We start from the raw sequence: 16,585 nt of genomic DNA on the forward strand, positions 1-16,585 counted from the left end.
GCCGCCGTGGTCGAGTCGTCGCATATGGCGGGTGTTTCGCGGTTGAGGGGGCCATTTGCGCCGACTGAACGCGGGCCGAACCCGCGCCGCGCACAGGGGCGGGATGCCGCGACGCGCGCACCGCGTGAAAACCGGGGCGGGATAGGCTGGGGGTGTGAGTATGGACATCGAGCTGGGCCGCGCGAAGCGCGCCCGTCGCGCGTACACGTTCGATGACATCGCGGTGGTGCCCTCGCGGCGCACGCGCAACCCCGAGGATGTCTCCACCGCCTGGGCGATCGACGCGTATCAGTTCGCCATCCCGGTGATCGGTGCGCCGATGGACTCGGTGGTCAGCCCCCAGACCGCGATCATGCTCGGTCGGCTCGGGGGCCTGGGCGTGCTCGACCTCGAGGGCCTGTGGACCCGGTACGACGATCCCGAGCCGCTGCTGGTCGAGATCGCCGCGCTGGCGGATGCCGATGCCACCCGCCGCATGCAGCAGCTGTACTCCGAGCCGATCAAGCCCGAGCTGATCCGGGACCGGATCGCCGAGATCCGCGCGGCCGGGGTCACGGTGGCCGGTTCGCTGACCCCGCAGCGCACGCAGGAGCTGTACGAGACGGTCGTGGCCGCCGGCGTCGACCTGTTCGTGATCCGCGGCACCACCGTCTCGGCCGAGCATGTCTCTAGCGTCGCCGAGCCGCTGAACCTCAAGAAGTTCATCTACGACCTCGACGTCCCCGTCATCGTGGGGGGTGCTGCCACCTACACCGCGGCGCTGCACCTCATGCGCACCGGCGCGGCGGGGGTCCTCGTCGGGTTCGGCGGGGGAGCTGCCTCCACCACCCGCGCGACCCTCGGCATCCATGTGCCCCCGGCCACCGCCGTGGCCGATGTCGCCGGCGCGCGTCGCGACTACATGGACGAGTCGGGCGGTCGCTATGTCCACGTGATCGCCGACGGCGGTGTGGGCACGTCGGGTGACATCGTCAAGGCGCTGGCCATGGGCGCCGATGCGGTCATGCTGGGCGTCGCCCTGGCCCGGGCCATCGATGCGCCCGGTCGCGGCTACCACTGGGGCGCTGAGGCGCACCACCCGCAGCTACCGCGCGGACGTCGGGTTCAGGTGGCACAGGTCGCTTCGCTCGAAGAGATCCTGTACGGGCCCGCGCCGGTCGCGGACGGCACCGCGAACCTCGTCGGCGCCCTGCGCAAATCGATGGCCACCACCGGGTACTCCGACCTCAAGGAGTTCCAGCGGGTCGAGGTCGTCGTCGCCCCCTACGGCGTGGAATGACAGCACCGAAGGCTCCCACGAACGAGGGCCCCGGGCTCCCCGACGTTCCCGAGGTTTTCCCCCCGACGCTGCGCGAGGTCATGCTGCGTCCGCGATGGCTGGCCATGCTCGGGCTGTGTCTCGTGGTCGCGGGGGTGTTCGCCTGGCTCGGGCAATGGCAGTTGGGCCGCGCGCTGGACACGAGCGCGACCACGCCCGGCGAGACCGAGACGGTGGAGCCGATCGACCAGGTCGTGCAGCCCGGGGCGTACCTGAATGCTCCGCTGGTGGGCCAGAAGGCGAAGGTCAGCGGAAAGTTCGTCCCCGAGGACTTCCTCGTTGTCGATGACCGCCTCAACGACGGCGTGCCCGGTTACTGGGTCACCGGCCAGTTCCGCGTGGATGCCGCGACCCCCACCTCGATCGCGGTCGCGGTGGGATGGGCGCCCACGGCGCTGAAAGCGCAGGATGCGGCATCCACCCTCGCCGCGCAGGACCCGCAGACGATGACCCTGACCGGCCGCCTGATCTCGGATGAGGGGCCGAAGGTTCCGCCGCGCGATGACCCGAAGGCGATCACCTCGATGTCGACGGCGGCGCTGCTGTCGCGCTGGCACGACATCCAGGGACTCGACGTCTACCGGCCGTACATGACGGCGGCCGCGCCCCTGGGCGGACTGGACGCGATCGCGTCGCCCCGCCCGGCCGACGGCGGCGGACTGAACTGGCTGAACCTCTTCTACGCCGCCGAATGGGCGGTGTTCGCCGGCTTCGCGTTCTACCTCTGGTATCGCCTCGCCAAAGACGCGTGGGAGAAAGAAGTCGAGGAGATGCAGGATGCCGCGGCGGCGGCATCCTGTCCCGACGAGGACCCGGAGTCCCACAGGTAGACTGGCACCATGCCCCTGGCCCCGAAGCTGGCGTCTTTTCCTGCCATCCGTGGCGCACTGACGTTCTATCAGATCTGCTCCATCATCACCGGTACCTTCCTGCTGCTGCTGGTCGGTGAGATGGTGATGAAATACGGGTTCGGCTACGAGCTCTTCCTCGGCGGGTCGGGCGGCTTCCTCTTCTTCTCGCCGGTCGCGCCCAGCGGCGAGTCGACCGGCGACGGCCTGAACGTGAACATGACGATCCTCGTCGTGCACGGGTGGTTCTACGTCGTCTACCTGTTCAGCTGCTTCCGCGTGTGGAGCCTGATGCGCTGGCAGCTCTGGCGCTTCATCATGCTGGCCGCCGGTGGTGTCGTGCCCTTCCTCTCGTTCATCATGGAAGCCATCGTCGCCCGCGACGTCAAGCACTACCTCGCCGATCGTGAGGCTGCGGCATCCGATTCCCCGACCCCCGCCTCTGAAGGAGCACGGTGACCGACACCTCCGCATCTGCCGACGACCAGACCGCGGGGCTCGACACCGCGCAGCGACCGGTGCTCGTCGTCGATTTCGGCGCACAGTACGCCCAGCTGATCGCGCGTCGCGTGCGCGAGGCCGGCGTCTACAGCGAGATCGTGCCGCATGACGCGACCGCCGCCGACATCGCCGCGCGCAACCCTGTCGGGATCATCCTCACCGGTGGCCCCTCGTCGGTGTACGAGCAGGGTGCTCCGCGGCTGGACCCGGGTGTGTTCGACCTCGGCGTGCCGACCCTGGGCATCTGCTACGGCTTCCAGATCATGGCCCAGGCCCTCGGCGGCCGCGTGGCCAACACGGGGCTGCGCGAGTACGGGGCGACCGATGCCACGATCACGGGCGAGCCCGGCGTGCTGCTGGAAGGCACACCCGCCGCGCAGAACGTGTGGATGAGTCACGGCGACCAGGTCGCCGAAGCGCCCGAGGGCTTCACGGTGCTGGCCAGGACGGCGGCCACCGACGTCGCCGCCTTCAGCAACGTTGAGCGGGGCCTGTACGGCGTGCAGTGGCATCCCGAGGTCAAGCACTCCACGCACGGTCAGCGCGTGATCGAGAACTTCCTGCACCGCGCGGCCGGTCTTGCCGCCGACTGGAACAGCGACAACGTCATCGCCGAGCAGGTCGAGCGCATCCGCGCCCAGGTGGGCGATGCGCGCGTCATCTCCGCGCTGTCGGGCGGCGTCGACTCGGCCGTGTCGACCGCACTCGTGCACAAGGCGATCGGCGACCAGCTCACCGCCGTCTTCGTCGACCACGGACTGCTGCGCAAGGGCGAGCGCGAACAGGTCGAGCACGATTACGTCGCCTCGACGGGTGTGCGCCTGATCACCGTCGACGCGGCAGACACGTTCCTCGGGCACCTCGCCGGGGTCACCGACCCCGAAGAGAAGCGCAAGGTCATCGGTCGCGAGTTCATCCGCGCGTTCGAGAAAGTGCAGCGCGATCTGGTCGCCGAGGCAGAAGCAGCGGGCGGCGCGCCGATCAAGTTCCTCGTGCAGGGCACTCTCTACCCCGACGTGGTCGAGTCCGGCGGCGGCAGCGGCACCGCGAACATCAAGAGCCACCACAACGTGGGCGGGCTGCCCGACGACCTCGACTTCGAGCTCATCGAACCGCTGCGCACCCTGTTCAAAGACGAGGTGCGCGCGATCGGGCGCGAACTCGGCATTCCCGAGGGGATCGTCGGCCGTCAGCCGTTCCCGGGGCCGGGCCTCGGCATCCGGATCATCGGGGAGGTGACCCGCGAACGACTCGAGATCCTGCGCGAAGCCGACGCGATAGCCCGCCAGGAGCTGACCGCGGCGGGCCTGGACGGCGAGATCTGGCAGTGCCCGGTCGTGCTGCTGGCCGATGTGCACTCGGTGGGCGTGCAGGGCGATGGTCGCACGTACGGGCACCCGATCGTGCTGCGCCCGGTCTCGAGCGAGGATGCGATGACCGCCGACTGGACGCGCCTGCCGTACGACGTGCTGGCGCGGATCTCGAACCGCATCACGAACGAGGTGCGAGAGATCAACCGCGTGACTCTCGATGTGACGAGCAAGCCCCCGGCCACGATCGAGTGGGAGTAGTCCGCGGGATGCTCCGATGTCTGTGAGGGCAGGGGCGGGCAGGATGGACGTGTGACCCAGCCCGAGCACTCCCTTCCCGATGCCGCCTATCTCGTGCTCGCCAGTCGCGTCGCGCCGGCGCTGGACGGCGGCTTCGCCGTGGCCGTGCCGAGCAGGGTCACCCAGCTCGCGGCGGCCGGGGCGCGGCATCCCGTGCTGTTGACGGTGGATGCTGCAGACCCGGCCACGCACGCGCAGTGGCGGGACGAACTCGTCGCCCGCGGGTTGCTGCCGGATGCTGCAGCATGGCGCAACCTGTTCGACGACGCCATCGCCGATCCGTCGTGGCTGCGCTCTGCTGCCCAGCAGGGCGCGGACGCACCGGCGGCGCATGAGCAGGGCGCGGCGGATCCGCAGCGCGACTACCGGCAGATTCGGGATGCCGCGGCCCGGCCACTGATCGAGCTGCCGGTGATCGAGAACGACCCGGCGTGGCACCTGACCGACGCGCCGGTCGTCGTGCATGCGGCGGAAGGCGGACCCGAGGCTGACCGTGTGCTGGCCGGATTCCGCGGCCTGTATCGTGCGTGGCTCGGGCACGTGATCGCCGAACTCCGCCGCGATGACCCGCAGCGCGTCGTCGTGGTGATCTGCGAGTCCCGGCAGGTGGGCGAGCTGCTCGTGGACTGGGACGACCCGAACGTGCGACTCGTGCACACCGTGCACAACTCGCATCTGCCGGCGCCCTACGACGACCCGGCAGCGGCTCTCGCGCCGCCGTGGCAGCGATGGCTCGAGCACGTGCACGCGTATGACGCCGTGCTGTGGCCTACCCAGGCTCAGCTGGACGATGTCGCCGACAGGTTCGGCGTCGACGAAGGTTTTCGGGTGGTGCCCTCGCCGATCGACCTCGGACCCGAGCCCGGTTCCCCACGGGCGGGGGCGCGTGTGGTGATGGTGGGCCGGCTCGCCGATCAGAAGCGGGTGGACCGTGCCGTCGACGCGTTCGCGCGCGTGCACGCCGCCGTGCCCGAGGCGACGCTCGACATCTACGGAGACGGCCCGCTGCGCGAGCGGCTGCAGCAGCAGATCGACGAGCAGAAACTGGCGGATGTCGTGCACCTGCGCGGTGCCGTCGACCCCGCCGCTCGCGATGCCGCGTTCGAGGCGGCGACGCTCATGCTCGTCTCGGCGGCGTTCGAGGGACAGGGACTGTCGATCGCCGAGGCGCTGGCGCGGGGCCTTCCGGTCGTGTCGTTCGACGCGAAGTACGGCCCGCGCGAGGTGATCGGCCAGGGCGGCGTGCTGGTGCCCCGCGGCGATGTCGACGCTCTCGCCGATGCGGTGATCGCGATGCTGCGCGACCCGGAGCGTGCCGCGGCGCTGGCGCGCGCCGCGCGCGAGGCGGCCCGGCGCTTTGCGCCTGGGGCCGTGCGCCCCGCGCTCGTCGAGGCGCTCACGGCCGCGCTGCGGCATCCTTCCCGACGCGCCTGAGCGCTCTCACATCGCGGTCGTTCGTCGCTGCGGCCCACGCTCAACGAGCGGCGGCCCGGCGCACTTCTTCGACGATGCGCTCGGGCGTGCCGTGCCAGGGTGTGCCGTGCCCCGGCAGCACCCAGTCGGCGTCGAGGTGCGCGATCCGGTCGAGGGATGCCAGCGCCTGCGCGGGATCGTCGGTGAAGGGTGCCGGAGCCGGGCCGGCTGTGCCGGTGAGCACGTGGCGGGTCGTGAGGCCATCCCCGACGAAGACCGCGCGCACTAGCGGCGAGTACACCGAGATGCTGCCGGGGGAGTGCCCGGGCGTGGAGATCACGCGCGGGGCACCGGGCAGGTCGAGCTCGTCGCCGTCGTGCACGTCGACCAGTTCGGTCAGCCACGTCGTGCGCATTCCGCCCTTCCGGATGCTGTAGGCGACGAAGCCGACGAGGGCGCCGATCTTCATCGTGCCCCACTCGGTCTTGGGTGTCTTGCCACCGCGCGCGCGGTCGGCGTCGGCCCCGTGCACATAGACCGGTGCGCCGGTCTCGCGTCGCAGACGCTCCGCGAATCCGACGTGGTCCGAGTCACCGTGGGTGAGGATCAGACCCCGGATGTCGGTGAGTGACCGACCCATCGTGTGCAGTTCGTCTTGCAGGTCGTTCCAGTGTCCGGACAGGCCAGCGTCGATCACGGTGATGCCGTCGGCGGTCACGATCAGATAGGCGGCGATGATGTCGTTGCCGATGCGGTGCAGGTGCGGTGCGAGTTCCATGACGTCTCCCGATGTCGATTGCATGGCTACGATAAGTAGCTATGATGGCTTATGTCAATAGCCATCGTGAAGACCTCGTGAGGAGAGTGTCGTGCCCACACCCGAGCGCACGTCTCAGCGCCAGATCGTCGACGCCGCCCGTGATCTGCTCGAGGAGGGGGGACCGGCGGCGGTCACCATGCAGGCCGTCGCCACTCGCGTCGGCGTGCGTGCGCCGTCGCTGTACAAGCGGGTGCGCGACCGAGACGCACTGCTGGAGCTCGTGGTGCGCGCGAACGCCGACGAGCTCGCTGATCGGCTCGGTGCATCGGACTGTATGCTGGCGGCGCTGGCGCGTGCCTATCGGGCCTTCGCCCATGATCGGCCGGAGGGTTTCCGGCTCATCTTCGCGGGGGATGCCGCGTCCGACGAGAAGAGGCGCGCCGTCGAGCCGGTCCTGCGCGCCGCGCGCGACGCCGTCGGTGACGAGCACGCGCTCGAGGAAGCACGCCTGGTGACCGCGTGGGCGACAGGATTCATCAGCATGGAGCTGGCCGGAGCCTTCCGACTGGGCGACGGCATCGACGCCGCCTTCGATTACGGACTCGCGCGCCTGACCGGTCAGGCCCAGGGGTCGTAGTCGGCCAGCAGCGGCTCCTGCTGCGGGCGATCGGCCTCCGGCACGTGCTGCAGATTGACGCGCACTCGGTACCACTGCGAGCTCGAGCCGCGCATGCCGTCCATGAGCACGTCGGCGGGGTGGAGCATCCGGGCCACCTCCGCGTGCGCCTGCTGCCACTGCGCGAGCGCGGAGTCGGCCTCGGGCCGGGTCTTCGTGCGGGCGATCTCGATCAGCGGCATGGACGACTGCCGCCGGCCCGTACCGTCCGCACGGCGCGGCGGCTTCTCCGCCGGTCCCAGGCTCTCGGCAAGCTGCAGCAGGCCCTCGAGCGACCCGGGCGTGTCGTCCATGTCGGCGTGCGCGTCGCCGTGCTGTGCGAACAACCCGGGCACCGTCAGGGCGGTGAACTCCTGAGGCCGTCGCGTGCGCAGCTCGTCCCAGCGCAGTGGCATCGACACCCGGGCGTCGGGCCGGGCTCGCACCGAGTAGGCGGATGCCACGGTCCGGTCCTTGGCGTTCTGGTTGAAATCGACGAACACGCTCTCGCCGCGCTCTTCCTTCCACCAGCGGGCGGTCGCCAGTCCGGGCGCCCGGGCCTCGACGTCGCGCGCCAGGGCCTGCGCGGCCGAGCGGACCTCGCGAAAGTCCCACTCCGGCCGAATCCGCACCAGGATGTGGATGCCGCGCGACCCGCTGGTCTTCGGCCAGCCGACCAGGCCGGCATCGGCGAGCACATCGCGCACCACGAATGCGACGTCGACGATCTGCGACCAGTCCACTCCGGGCATCGGGTCGAGGTCCACGCGCAGCTCGTCGGGGTGGTCGAGATCCTCCGCACGCACCGCGTGCGGGTTCAGGTCGAGGCAGCCGAGACCTACGATCCAGGCCAGGCCTGCGGCATCCCGGATCACCGCCTCTTCGGCAGCTGTACCCGACGCATACCGCAGCGTGGCAGTGTCGATGTAGGCGGGGTGGTTCTTGGGCACGCGCTTCTGGAAGAACGGCTCGGCGTCGATGCCCTTCACGAAGCGCTTGAGCACCAGCGGACGCCCGCCGGCGCCGCGCAGGGCGCCCTCGGCGACCGCAAGGTAGTACTCGACGAGCCCGAGCTTGGTCAGCCCGGGCTCGGGGAACACGATCTTGTCGGGGTGAGAGACGCGCACGTCCTGCCCGGCGACCTCGATGTGCGTTTCGTCCGAACCGCTCATGCCCGCAACGCTAGCGGCCGGGGGATGCCGCGGCCACCCCCTTGCGTTCGCCAGCTGCCGCGTTTTCGCGCCGCCGCGCGTTCGCGCTGTCGCGCTGTCGCGGGTTCGTCCGGCGTTGAGTCGGCGCGTTTGACGGCTCCTGGGTGACATCGGAGGTGAATCGCGTCGACTGAACGCGAGCGCCTGTCGTTCGGTCGACGCGTTTTGCAACGAAGCGGCGCGTTGTTGGTCAAACGCGTCGACTGAATGAGGACGGTTCCCGTTGGGAACGAGGTCGTCCGGCGCTGGAGACGCGATCGGCCGCCCACTGTTCACCGCCCACTGGCGCAACGACGAAGGGACCGCCCGGGTGGACGGTCCCTTCGTGCGACGAGAGCTAGTTGCTTCGCGCGATCGCGATGATGCGCAGGATCTCGATGTAGAGCCAGACGACGGTGACCATGATGCCGAAGCCGCCGAGCCAGCCGTACTTGCGGGGAGCGCGGTTGCGTACACCCTGCTGGATGAAGTCGAAGTCCTGCACCAGCGAGTACGCCGCCATGATGACCACGAACACGCCGATGATGAGCCCCAGGGGGATGCCGAGGATCTTCACGCTGCTTAGCAGGCCGAACGCGCCGCCCGAACCAGCCGGGAAGGCTCCGAACATCATCATGCCGACGTTGATGAGCGAGAAGACCAGGTAGCCGATCATCGCGATCATCCAGATCTTGGTGGCGCGCTTGGATGCGCGGATCTTGCCGCTGGCGAACAGGGCCAGCGTCACGCCCACCACGGCGAGCGTGGCCAGCGTTGCCTGCAGAACGATTCCGGGGAACAGGAACTCGAAGAACGCCGAGATCGCACCGACGAACAGGCCCTCGAACGCGGCGTAGGCGAAGATGAGCGCGGGACGCACCGTCTTGGAGAACGAGATCACCATGGCCAGGGCGAAACCGCCGACCAGGCCGACGATCCACGGAATCATCGTGGGCGACGGGTTGGCGACCGAGACCGCCGACATCGACCAGACCCAGCCGACGACGGCCAGGACGACCAGCACGGCGAACAGGCCGATCGTCTTCAGGACGGTGTCTTCGACCGTCATGCGGTCGGTGTCGATGGCACCTGCGGCCGGAGCGGCGAACTGCCCCTCAAGCTGGGCGTTCACCGACGCGGCCTGCGCCATCTGCCCGGTCTGCGATGTGCCGCCGATCGTGGCGGCGGCCGGGCCGCCGGGGTAGGACTTGACCGCGCGGGGCTCCTGGAACGCGGGGTTGTTGAAGGCGGGGTTTGCCGACGGCATGCTCGCACTCTCCACGGATAGCTGTGACAGCACTCTGCTGTGCACCCCACGATACCGGGGCGGCCCGACATTGCGCACGGATCGGCTGGGATTCGCCTTTGAGCTGACAGTGAACAGCGCCACCCCCGTAGCCTGGGTCCGTGCCGACCCTCGCGCCCCAGATCATCGGTCACCGCGGTGCGCCCGGATATCGTCCCGAGCACACCCGCTCCTCGTACGAACTCGCGTTTCACATGGGGGTGGATGCCGTCGAGCCCGACGTCGTGGTCACCTCAGACGGCGTGCTCGTGGTGCGCCATGAGAACGAGGTGTCGACCACGACGGATGTGGCATCCCGACCCGAGTTCGCCGCGCGCCGCACGACGAAGCGCATCGATGGCCATCGGGTCACGGGCTGGTTCACCGAGGACTTCACCTGGGATGAGCTGTCGAGGCTGCGGTGCCGCGAGCGGCTGCCGACGCTGCGACCGGGCAACACCGCCTACGACGGCGCAGAGCCGATCCTGCGCCTGCGCGACGTGCTCGACCTGGCCGCCGCCGCCGGGGGCGGGGTCGTTGTCGAGATCAAGCACGCGACGTACTTCGCCGGCCTGGGCTGGGACCTGGCGCAGTTGGTCGCCGATGAACTGCGCCGGGCGGGCTGGGCCGACGGCATCCGCCCTCTTGTCATCGAGTCGTTCGAATCGACCGTGCTCGGGCAGGTGCGTGAGCGAGGCATCGTCGCGCCGTCCGTGTACCTGCTCGAATCGCGCGGCCGACCGGCCGACCTCGTCGCCGCTCGCGGAGCGTCGGCGCCGGACTTCGCGTCGGTGGTGACCCCGGCGGGGCTCGACGCGCTGCCCGCGGGCGTCGGCGGAATCAGCCTCGACAAGGCGATGCTGCTGGGCAGGCACGGTGCCGGCAAGCGCGGGGGTGCCGAGATCGTGGCCGATGCGCACGAGCGGGGGCTCGTCGTGTTCACGTGGACGTGCCGTCCCGAGAACGCTTTTCTGTCACGGACGTTCCGGTCGCGCGAGGGCGACGCGGCATACGGGGACTACGTCGGCGAATGGGCGAGGCTGCAAGGCACCGGTGTGGACGGCGTGTTCGTCGATCACCCCGACCTCGGCGCGGCACAGTTCCGCCGCGTGTGAGCGGCTGGTGGCGTGACGGGGCGCATGACCTCGGCGGGCGGGAATCCCCGTCGCGTCGCCGTCGTTCGATCGGATGACGGAAGTGAGTGCTGGTCATGGATGAGAAGGAACGCTCAGAGGTACCCGTGGGACTGCCGATCGCGTGTTCGCTGCCCCTTGCCGAGGGCGGAAGGCGCGTTGCGCGGTGGCAGGCGCTGGCAGAGGACCACCTGATCGAACGGCGTCGCACCGAGGGGGCGCTCACTCTGCGGTACGAGCGCGATGATGACGCGATCACGCGACTGACCGACCTGACCGACGCCGAGCGGGAATGCTGCAGCTACGTCGGCTGGACGGTCGAGCCCGGCGACAACGACGTCCGCCTTCTCGTGACCGGCACTGAGGACGCGTTGGACTCACTGCTGTTCCTGGACCCCGAACGGCTCACCGGCGTCACGCCATAGTCCGCGGCAGTCCGAAGCGCGGCAGCAGGGCCGCCTCGAACCAGTCCATCGCCGACACACGGTCGCCGGCGAGGGTGAGCACGAGCAGTCCGGTCCCGACGCGGGTTCCGTCGGGCGTGCGCGTGTAGATGCCGAAGGCCGGCTGCCCGTTGGCGCCGGTGAGTTCGAGTTCGAACGTACGGCCCGAGCCGAACAGGGCCGCGCAGAACGCGCCGACGGCCGTCCGACCGACGTATTCGAGGGCGATCGGCGGCATCGACATGAAGGCGTCGTCGGTCAGGAGGGCCACGATCGCGTCGACATCTCCTGCTTGGTAGGCGGTGACGAAGGCGGTCAGGATGCTGCGCTCGGCCGCCGAGTGGCGTGCCGGGGCCGGCTCGGCGTCGATGTCGACGCGATTGTGCCGCAGACCCGAGCGCGCGCGCTTGAGCAGGCTGTTGACCGACTCGACGGTCGCGCCGAGCATGCCGGCGACCTCCGCGGCGTGAAAGCCCAGCACGTCGCGCAGCAGCAGCACGGCGAGCTGTCGCGGCGGCAGCAGCTGCAGCGCGCGGACGAATGCGATCGAGATCGCCTCGGTCTGCTCGTACCGGGCTTCGGGGCCGAGCGCCTCCGCCGTCGCATCGACGGCGTCGGGCAGCGGCTCGAGCCACACGACCTCGCCGAGCTGGGAGGGCTCGGGCGGGATCAGGCCCGGCACGTTCCACTCCTGCGCGTGCCGCCGACCTGCTGCGCGCCGCGCGTTCAGGCACCTGTTCGTGGCGACTCGGTACAGCCACGTGCGCAAGGATGACCGGCCTTCGAACGCGTGCAGACCCTGCCACGCTGCCAGCAGGGTCTCCTGCAACGCGTCTTCGGCGTCCTGCAGCGAGCCCAGCATCCGGTAGCAGTGCACGAGAAGTTCGTGGGTGTGCGGCTCGGTGAGCTCGCGGAACGCATCACCGTCGCCCGCGCGTGCGCGTGTCATCGCGTCATCCATCACAAGGGTCATCGTCGTCTCCGTTTTCGGCCTGTGCAACCGGTCACTGATCTGTGCATGCAGACACCGCCCGTGGGCAGAACTGGGCGCGATGTCAGCGCCCGGTTTTCGGGATGCCGGGTGTCGATACATCGAACGCATCACCGCGTGAGAGGAGCAAGGCCATGGGAAAGCTGATCGTCAGTGAGAACATGACGCTGGACGGCGTCACCGAGGACCCGACCGGCGACGACGGAATCGAGGGAGGCGGCGGGTGGTTCATCCGTGGGATGGGCGAGGACCGTCCGGTGTGGGCGGACGCCGAATTCGCCGAGGCGCGCGAGGCGTCGGCGCTGCTGATGGGACGCCGCAGCGACGCGTACTTCGGCGCACGCTGGAACACGATGCCGGGGGAGTGGGCGGACTGGAGCCGCAGCCTGCCGAAGTATGTCGTCTCGTCCACGATCGCCACGTCGGTCTGGGTCAACGGGACGGTGCTGCGCGGCGACGTCGTCGACGAGGTACGGGCGCTCAAGGCCCGCATCGACGGCACGATCCTGACGTACGCGAGCCGCCTGCTGGTGCAGACGCTGCTCGAGCACGATCTGGTCGACGAGCTGCACCTGACCGTGTTCCCGGTCGTGGCAGGGTCGGGCAAGCGCCTGTTCGACGGCGCGAGCATGGAGCGATCGCTGCGGCTTCGCTCGACTGAGACAGTCGGCGCGGGCCTCACGAGGCTCGTCTATGACGTCGTACACGTGGACTAGAACGCGAGGCGCACGCCGGCGCACACACGGCCGCGGGTACGCGGCGATCGTCAGCGACGCCCGCGACGGCGACGCATCGCGATCGCGATCACGATCACGATCAACACGATGCCGATCAGGACGACGATCGGACCGACCGTGGCCCACAGCGAGGATCCGCTCATCGCTGACCCGCCCAGCACGTTGAAACCCTGCAAGGTCCACACCAGCCCGACGGCGATCAGGATCACGCCGACGACGAGGAGTGGCCACATTCGCTTCACACTCCGACCTTAGCCCGGCGTTCCTCTCGAAATAGAGGCTCCGGGGCCAGGAGTCGACGCGACGGCGGGAGTCGAACCCGCTGCACGACCGGTTATGAACCGGCGCCCGGGGCCACCCGGATCGTCGCGATACGCCCAGGCTATGCGCGGGCTCCGTCGTCGCGCCCAGACGTTTCGGTGCGTGAATCCCGGTGACCGCGTGTGACGACGTTCACTGCTTCGCGTCGGAGTAGACGCCGACGCGGTCACCGTCCAGGATGAACTGCAGAGCGCTGCCGACGGGCACCACGTCACGCAACTCCTGGGGCATCTCTTTGGTCACAACGGTCTGCGCGGTGGCGGGGAAGGTGCCCGCGCCGCACCCGTACACGAGCGGACCCGTGATCCCGGCGGAGTCGCTGTGCAGACTCGCAGAGGGCACCGCCACCAGGCAGGTGCGGTCCGTGTGGCCGGAGAAGATGTCGGTCTCCGTGCTGATCACGGTGAGCCCGTGGAACTCGTATCCGTTGCCATTCTTCCCGGCATTGCCGAGCAGCTGCGAGGGCCATTCGAAGCCCTGGACCGGAGTGAGGGTCGCGATCTGGCGCGCGTCGGTGTGCACCGCGATCGGCATGACCCAGGTGGCCGCGAAGGCGAGTCCCGCAGCGACCCCTGCGACGGCGACGAGCGATGCCCCCACAGGACGGCGAATCCTCGCGAGAGGAGCCATCGGCGCGGGGCCGCCTGCGCGCCGGCGGAGTTCGGCTGTGCACAGTCGGCGGCACCGTCGGTGGCCACGACGATCGGCTCAGCCAGCGGTGTCGGCTGGGACATCGGCGACCCGGGTGAGGCGGGGGCCGCGGGCGCGGTGGGGGACGCGGACGCATCGCGTCCTGGGGACGGCGGGGGCGGCCCGGCGGGACGACGGATGCAGCAGCCGTGGCCGCCGCCACTGCCGCCGCCGCCGTCGACGACGTGGTCGCGCTGGCCGCGGCATCCCGATTCACCGTCGCCGACCGAGGTCGTGCGGCGCGCGCGGCGGTCTCGAGCTCGGCGAGGCGGCGCACGGCGACTGCATCGTTCGCGATGTCGGGAGCAGGCCCATACGCGCGGGCGCGCAGCGTGCGGAGTTCTTCGATGTCGGCGTTGTCCATCGCAAGTATGCTCGCACACCGCACGAGAGCATCGGACCGCGGCGGAGCGAGAGACATCGTTCGTTCAGCGGTTCGTGGACCGCGGGGTGTGCATCCCCTCGCACAGCAGCGGCTTGTCGCTCGTGCCGAACCGGTAGTCGTATCGTCTGCCGGCGGCTTCGACGATCACCTGCATGCCGTCGATCAGCGACTGGGTGTACTGCATGCCCGGTTGCGGGCAGCCCAGCGCGCCGCTTCGCCAGGTGACGGCTTCGGCCGAGACCAGGGCGGGTGCGCCATGCACTCCGCGAGAGACGAGGTCGTCCTTAATCGCCGCCCATCGCGCTGACGGGACGATCGACGGGTTTGGCGGCGTCGCGTGCGGTGTTGACGGTTCGCTCCGGCTGGGCGGCGTCGGCTGATCCGTGGGCGTGTTCATACCTCCCGCGCATCCAGTGAGCATCAGAACCAGGATGCCGGCGGCCGGCGCCCAGTGACGAACAGTCATCGGCGGCTCCTTCGTCTGCTTTCCGCCAGAGTATGCGGTCTGCGTGCGTATCCACTGGGTGCACCTGTTCTGTGGCTGCTTGTTCGGGTCGCGCTGCCTTGTTCTGCGTTCGACCCTGTTTTTTGCGGTAGCGGATGCCGATTTGGGTAGCGCGGGGGCACGCGGCCCCTGCGCGCGCGATCTCATTCGGCATCCGCGGTTTCGTTGTGCGTCTGCTGCTCCGGGTCGCGCTGGCTCGTTCTGCGTCCGCGGTCTCGTTCCGCACCCGCTGCCTCGTGCCGCGTCCCGTGTGCAGGTGCACGGTGTGACCGCGTTCGAGTGGTGACGCCGGCGCCCGGTAAACTCGATTCATGACGACGGCGGGCAGACGTGGCATCCTCGCGCTCGTCCTCGTCGTTCTCTTGCTGGCGCTCGGCGCCGGTGCCGCTGTCGTCCTCGCCGGTGCGATCGAAGACCACCCGTTCACCGGTGGTGCATCGCCCGAGCCGATCGCCCCCGCCGACCGGACGATGGCGTGGCTCGCCCGGATTCTCCTCGTGCTTGCGCTCGCGTGGGTGCTCATCGGGATCCTGTCAGCGCGCACGAGCCTCGTGGCGCGCCCCGGTGCTGCCGCGGCACGTGCGACGTGGCTCGCATCCACCAGGCCATGGCGGGCGCGCGAGTCGACGCTGGGGATGCTGCTGCTGGACCGCTGGCTGCTGTTCGCGGTGCCTGTGGCGCTGTTGATCGCGACGCGGGCGGTGCAGTCCTCGTTCGTGGGATGGATGCGGCTCGCCATCGTCATCGGTGCGTGGACGGTGTTCGCCCTGGCGCTGCGCATCGTGGTGCGCGGGCGCTCGCCGTGGCCGGTGATGGCGGCCGTCGGGGGAGTGGTGATGCTCCGCTGCACGGTCACCCTCATCGCCCTCGCCATCGACGGACCGGGCGGATACTGGTACGCCTTCTGGCAACTGGCCGCGGCGCGTGGACTGTACGTCACCGTCGCGGTCGCGCTTTTTCTCTGGCTGTTCGTGGCGGCGGCGTGGTCGCTGTTCGCGCAGCTCGGCGCGAGACGCGGCGTCGGGGCCGTGCTGTGCGCGGTGGGAGCCGCCGGCACAGTGGGGGCCATCGCGGTCGTGACGACGGGCTTCGACCGCGCGCTCACGCTGCTCAGCGATCGCACCGACCTCATGCCGTCGGGACTGGTCAGCGCACTCGCCGTCGCTCTGCAGATCGAGGTCCCGACCGGGGCCGCCTGGCTGGCGGTGGTCGCCGGACTCGTGGTGTTCGTCGTGGGCGCGCTGCTCGCCGTGCGGTGGGATGCCGTGCGCCGACCGGTTCTGCGCTGAGGTCTGCTTACACCAGCCCTGCCGCCTGCATGAGTTCGACCCCGAGCGGCCCGGGGTTGCATGCCACCTCCCACCGGAACCCATCGGGATCGGCGAAGTAGCCGGAGTACCCGCCCCAGTCCCGTTGCCGGGCGGGCGTGACGATCTGGGCACCGGCGGCCGCGGCATCCCTCATCACGGCGTCGACCCCGGCAGTGTCGGGCATGTTGTGGGCCAGCGCGAGGGGCGGGATGCCGCCACCGGGCGGCAATGGTCCGACTTCGGCTTCGAAGCCCGCGCGGCTCCACAGCGACAGCATGATCGTCGGGCCGACCCGGAAGAACATCACCTCGCCCTCGGCCTCGAATGCGGGCTGCCAGCCGAGGCCGTCGACGTAGAAGCGGCGCGAGGCCGCCAGGTCGGCGACGGCGAGAGTGATGAAGGTGATGCGGGCATCCATACGGGGAACTCTAAGCGCGGCCGCCGACATCCTGGCGCGGCTCCCTGCGACGGCCGGTGTCGGTGCGCGCGC

Annotated in this window: 18 protein-coding genes and 1 tRNA gene; 10 read left to right on the forward strand and 9 right to left on the reverse strand. The window is 69.8% G+C overall.

What is annotated here, in order from left to right; genetic code table 11:
- The first annotated feature begins 160 nt into the window (after nt 1-160).
- Genes QU603_RS03385 through QU603_RS03405 form a run of 5 tightly spaced genes read left to right on the forward strand, consistent with a single transcriptional unit; the run spans nt 161 to nt 5,711 of the window.
- Complete coding sequence (locus QU603_RS03385) at nt 161-1,279, forward strand: GuaB3 family IMP dehydrogenase-related protein (RefSeq protein ID WP_308493931.1); 1,119 nt, start codon at nt 161-163, stop codon at nt 1,277-1,279.
- Entirely contained in the window at nt 1,276-2,148 is an 873-nt protein-coding gene (locus QU603_RS03390; RefSeq protein WP_308493080.1) for an SURF1 family protein, read from the forward strand. Before QU603_RS03385 ends, QU603_RS03390 begins: the two co-directional genes overlap by 4 nt.
- 9 nt (nt 2,149-2,157) lie before the next feature.
- Nucleotides 2,158-2,625, forward strand: coding sequence for a DUF3817 domain-containing protein (locus QU603_RS03395; protein ID WP_308493081.1), 468 nt, complete (start codon nt 2,158-2,160; stop codon nt 2,623-2,625).
- Nucleotides 2,622-4,238 (forward strand): glutamine-hydrolyzing GMP synthase, encoded by a 1,617-nt coding sequence (gene guaA / locus QU603_RS03400; RefSeq protein ID WP_308493082.1) that lies wholly within the window; start codon nt 2,622-2,624, stop codon nt 4,236-4,238. Before QU603_RS03395 ends, guaA begins: the two co-directional genes overlap by 4 nt.
- A gap of 51 nt (nt 4,239-4,289) precedes the next feature.
- Nucleotides 4,290-5,711, forward strand: coding sequence for a glycosyltransferase (locus tag QU603_RS03405; protein WP_308493083.1), 1,422 nt, complete (start codon nt 4,290-4,292; stop codon nt 5,709-5,711).
- A 40-nt stretch (nt 5,712-5,751) separates the two neighbouring features.
- Here QU603_RS03405 and QU603_RS03410 read toward each other — a convergent pair whose 3' ends face one another.
- The gene (locus tag QU603_RS03410; RefSeq protein WP_308493084.1) at nt 5,752-6,468 is read right to left on the reverse strand and encodes an MBL fold metallo-hydrolase; all 717 of its coding nucleotides are present in this window, start codon (nt 6,466-6,468) and stop codon (nt 5,752-5,754) included.
- A gap of 91 nt (nt 6,469-6,559) precedes the next feature.
- Here QU603_RS03410 and QU603_RS03415 point away from each other — a divergent pair, with 91 nt between their 5' ends.
- The gene (locus QU603_RS03415; RefSeq protein WP_308493085.1) at nt 6,560-7,087 is read left to right on the forward strand and encodes a TetR/AcrR family transcriptional regulator; all 528 of its coding nucleotides are present in this window, start codon (nt 6,560-6,562) and stop codon (nt 7,085-7,087) included.
- Here QU603_RS03415 and ligD read toward each other — a convergent pair.
- Both ligD and QU603_RS03425 read right to left on the reverse strand, forming a co-directional pair.
- Nucleotides 7,069-8,277, reverse strand: a complete 1,209-nt coding sequence (ligD, locus tag QU603_RS03420) for a non-homologous end-joining DNA ligase (RefSeq protein ID WP_308493086.1) — start codon at nt 8,275-8,277, stop codon at nt 7,069-7,071. The genes QU603_RS03415 and ligD overlap by 19 nt on opposite strands.
- Before the next feature lie 376 nt (nt 8,278-8,653).
- Nucleotides 8,654-9,562 (reverse strand): Bax inhibitor-1/YccA family protein, encoded by a 909-nt coding sequence (locus QU603_RS03425; RefSeq protein ID WP_308493087.1) that lies wholly within the window; start codon nt 9,560-9,562, stop codon nt 8,654-8,656.
- Nucleotides 9,563-9,702: 140 nt separating this feature from the next.
- On the opposite strand from QU603_RS03425, the gene QU603_RS03430 reads away from it, so the two are divergent.
- Entirely contained in the window at nt 9,703-10,695 is a 993-nt protein-coding gene (locus QU603_RS03430; RefSeq protein WP_308493088.1) for a glycerophosphodiester phosphodiesterase family protein, read from the forward strand.
- A 95-nt stretch (nt 10,696-10,790) separates the two neighbouring features.
- Nucleotides 10,791-11,138, forward strand: a complete 348-nt coding sequence (locus QU603_RS03435; protein WP_308493089.1) for a hypothetical protein — start codon at nt 10,791-10,793, stop codon at nt 11,136-11,138.
- On the opposite strand, the gene QU603_RS03440 is transcribed toward QU603_RS03435, so the two are convergent.
- Nucleotides 11,128-12,129: an RNA polymerase subunit sigma-70 gene (locus tag QU603_RS03440; RefSeq protein WP_308493090.1), complete on the reverse strand. Its 1,002-nt coding sequence runs from the start codon at nt 12,127-12,129 to the stop codon at nt 11,128-11,130. The genes QU603_RS03435 and QU603_RS03440 overlap by 11 nt on opposite strands.
- Nucleotides 12,130-12,281: 152 nt before the next feature.
- Here QU603_RS03440 and QU603_RS03445 point away from each other — a divergent pair, with 152 nt between their 5' ends.
- Nucleotides 12,282-12,863: a dihydrofolate reductase family protein gene (locus QU603_RS03445; RefSeq protein WP_308493091.1), complete on the forward strand. Its 582-nt coding sequence runs from the start codon at nt 12,282-12,284 to the stop codon at nt 12,861-12,863.
- Nucleotides 12,864-12,913: 50 nt separating this feature from the next.
- Here QU603_RS03445 and QU603_RS03450 read toward each other — a convergent pair whose 3' ends face one another.
- From QU603_RS03450 to QU603_RS03465, 4 genes are all read right to left on the reverse strand, one after another.
- Entirely contained in the window at nt 12,914-13,117 is a 204-nt protein-coding gene (locus tag QU603_RS03450) for a hypothetical protein (protein ID WP_308493092.1), read from the reverse strand.
- Between the two features lie 65 nt (nt 13,118-13,182).
- A tRNA-Met gene (locus QU603_RS03455) sits at nt 13,183-13,255 on the reverse strand.
- 82 nt (nt 13,256-13,337) lie between these two features.
- A complete protein-coding gene (locus QU603_RS03460; protein WP_308493093.1) occupies nt 13,338-13,805 on the reverse strand; it encodes a hypothetical protein in 468 nt (155 codons plus the stop codon).
- A 518-nt stretch (nt 13,806-14,323) separates the two neighbouring features.
- Complete coding sequence (locus tag QU603_RS03465; protein ID WP_308493094.1) at nt 14,324-14,746, reverse strand: DUF8738 domain-containing protein; 423 nt, start codon at nt 14,744-14,746, stop codon at nt 14,324-14,326.
- Nucleotides 14,747-15,096: 350 nt separating this feature from the next.
- On the opposite strand from QU603_RS03465, the gene QU603_RS03470 reads away from it, so the two are divergent.
- Entirely contained in the window at nt 15,097-16,074 is a 978-nt protein-coding gene (locus QU603_RS03470; protein WP_308493095.1) for a hypothetical protein, read from the forward strand.
- 7 nt (nt 16,075-16,081) lie between these two features.
- Here the strand turns inward: QU603_RS03470 and QU603_RS03475 are convergent, their stop codons facing one another.
- Nucleotides 16,082-16,513, reverse strand: a complete 432-nt coding sequence (locus QU603_RS03475; RefSeq protein WP_308493096.1) for a VOC family protein — start codon at nt 16,511-16,513, stop codon at nt 16,082-16,084.
- Nucleotides 16,514-16,585: the final 72 nt, after the last annotated feature.

The organism is Microbacterium terrisoli (genome assembly GCF_030866805.1).
Lineage (GTDB): Bacteria > Actinomycetota > Actinomycetes > Actinomycetales > Microbacteriaceae > Microbacterium > Microbacterium terrisoli.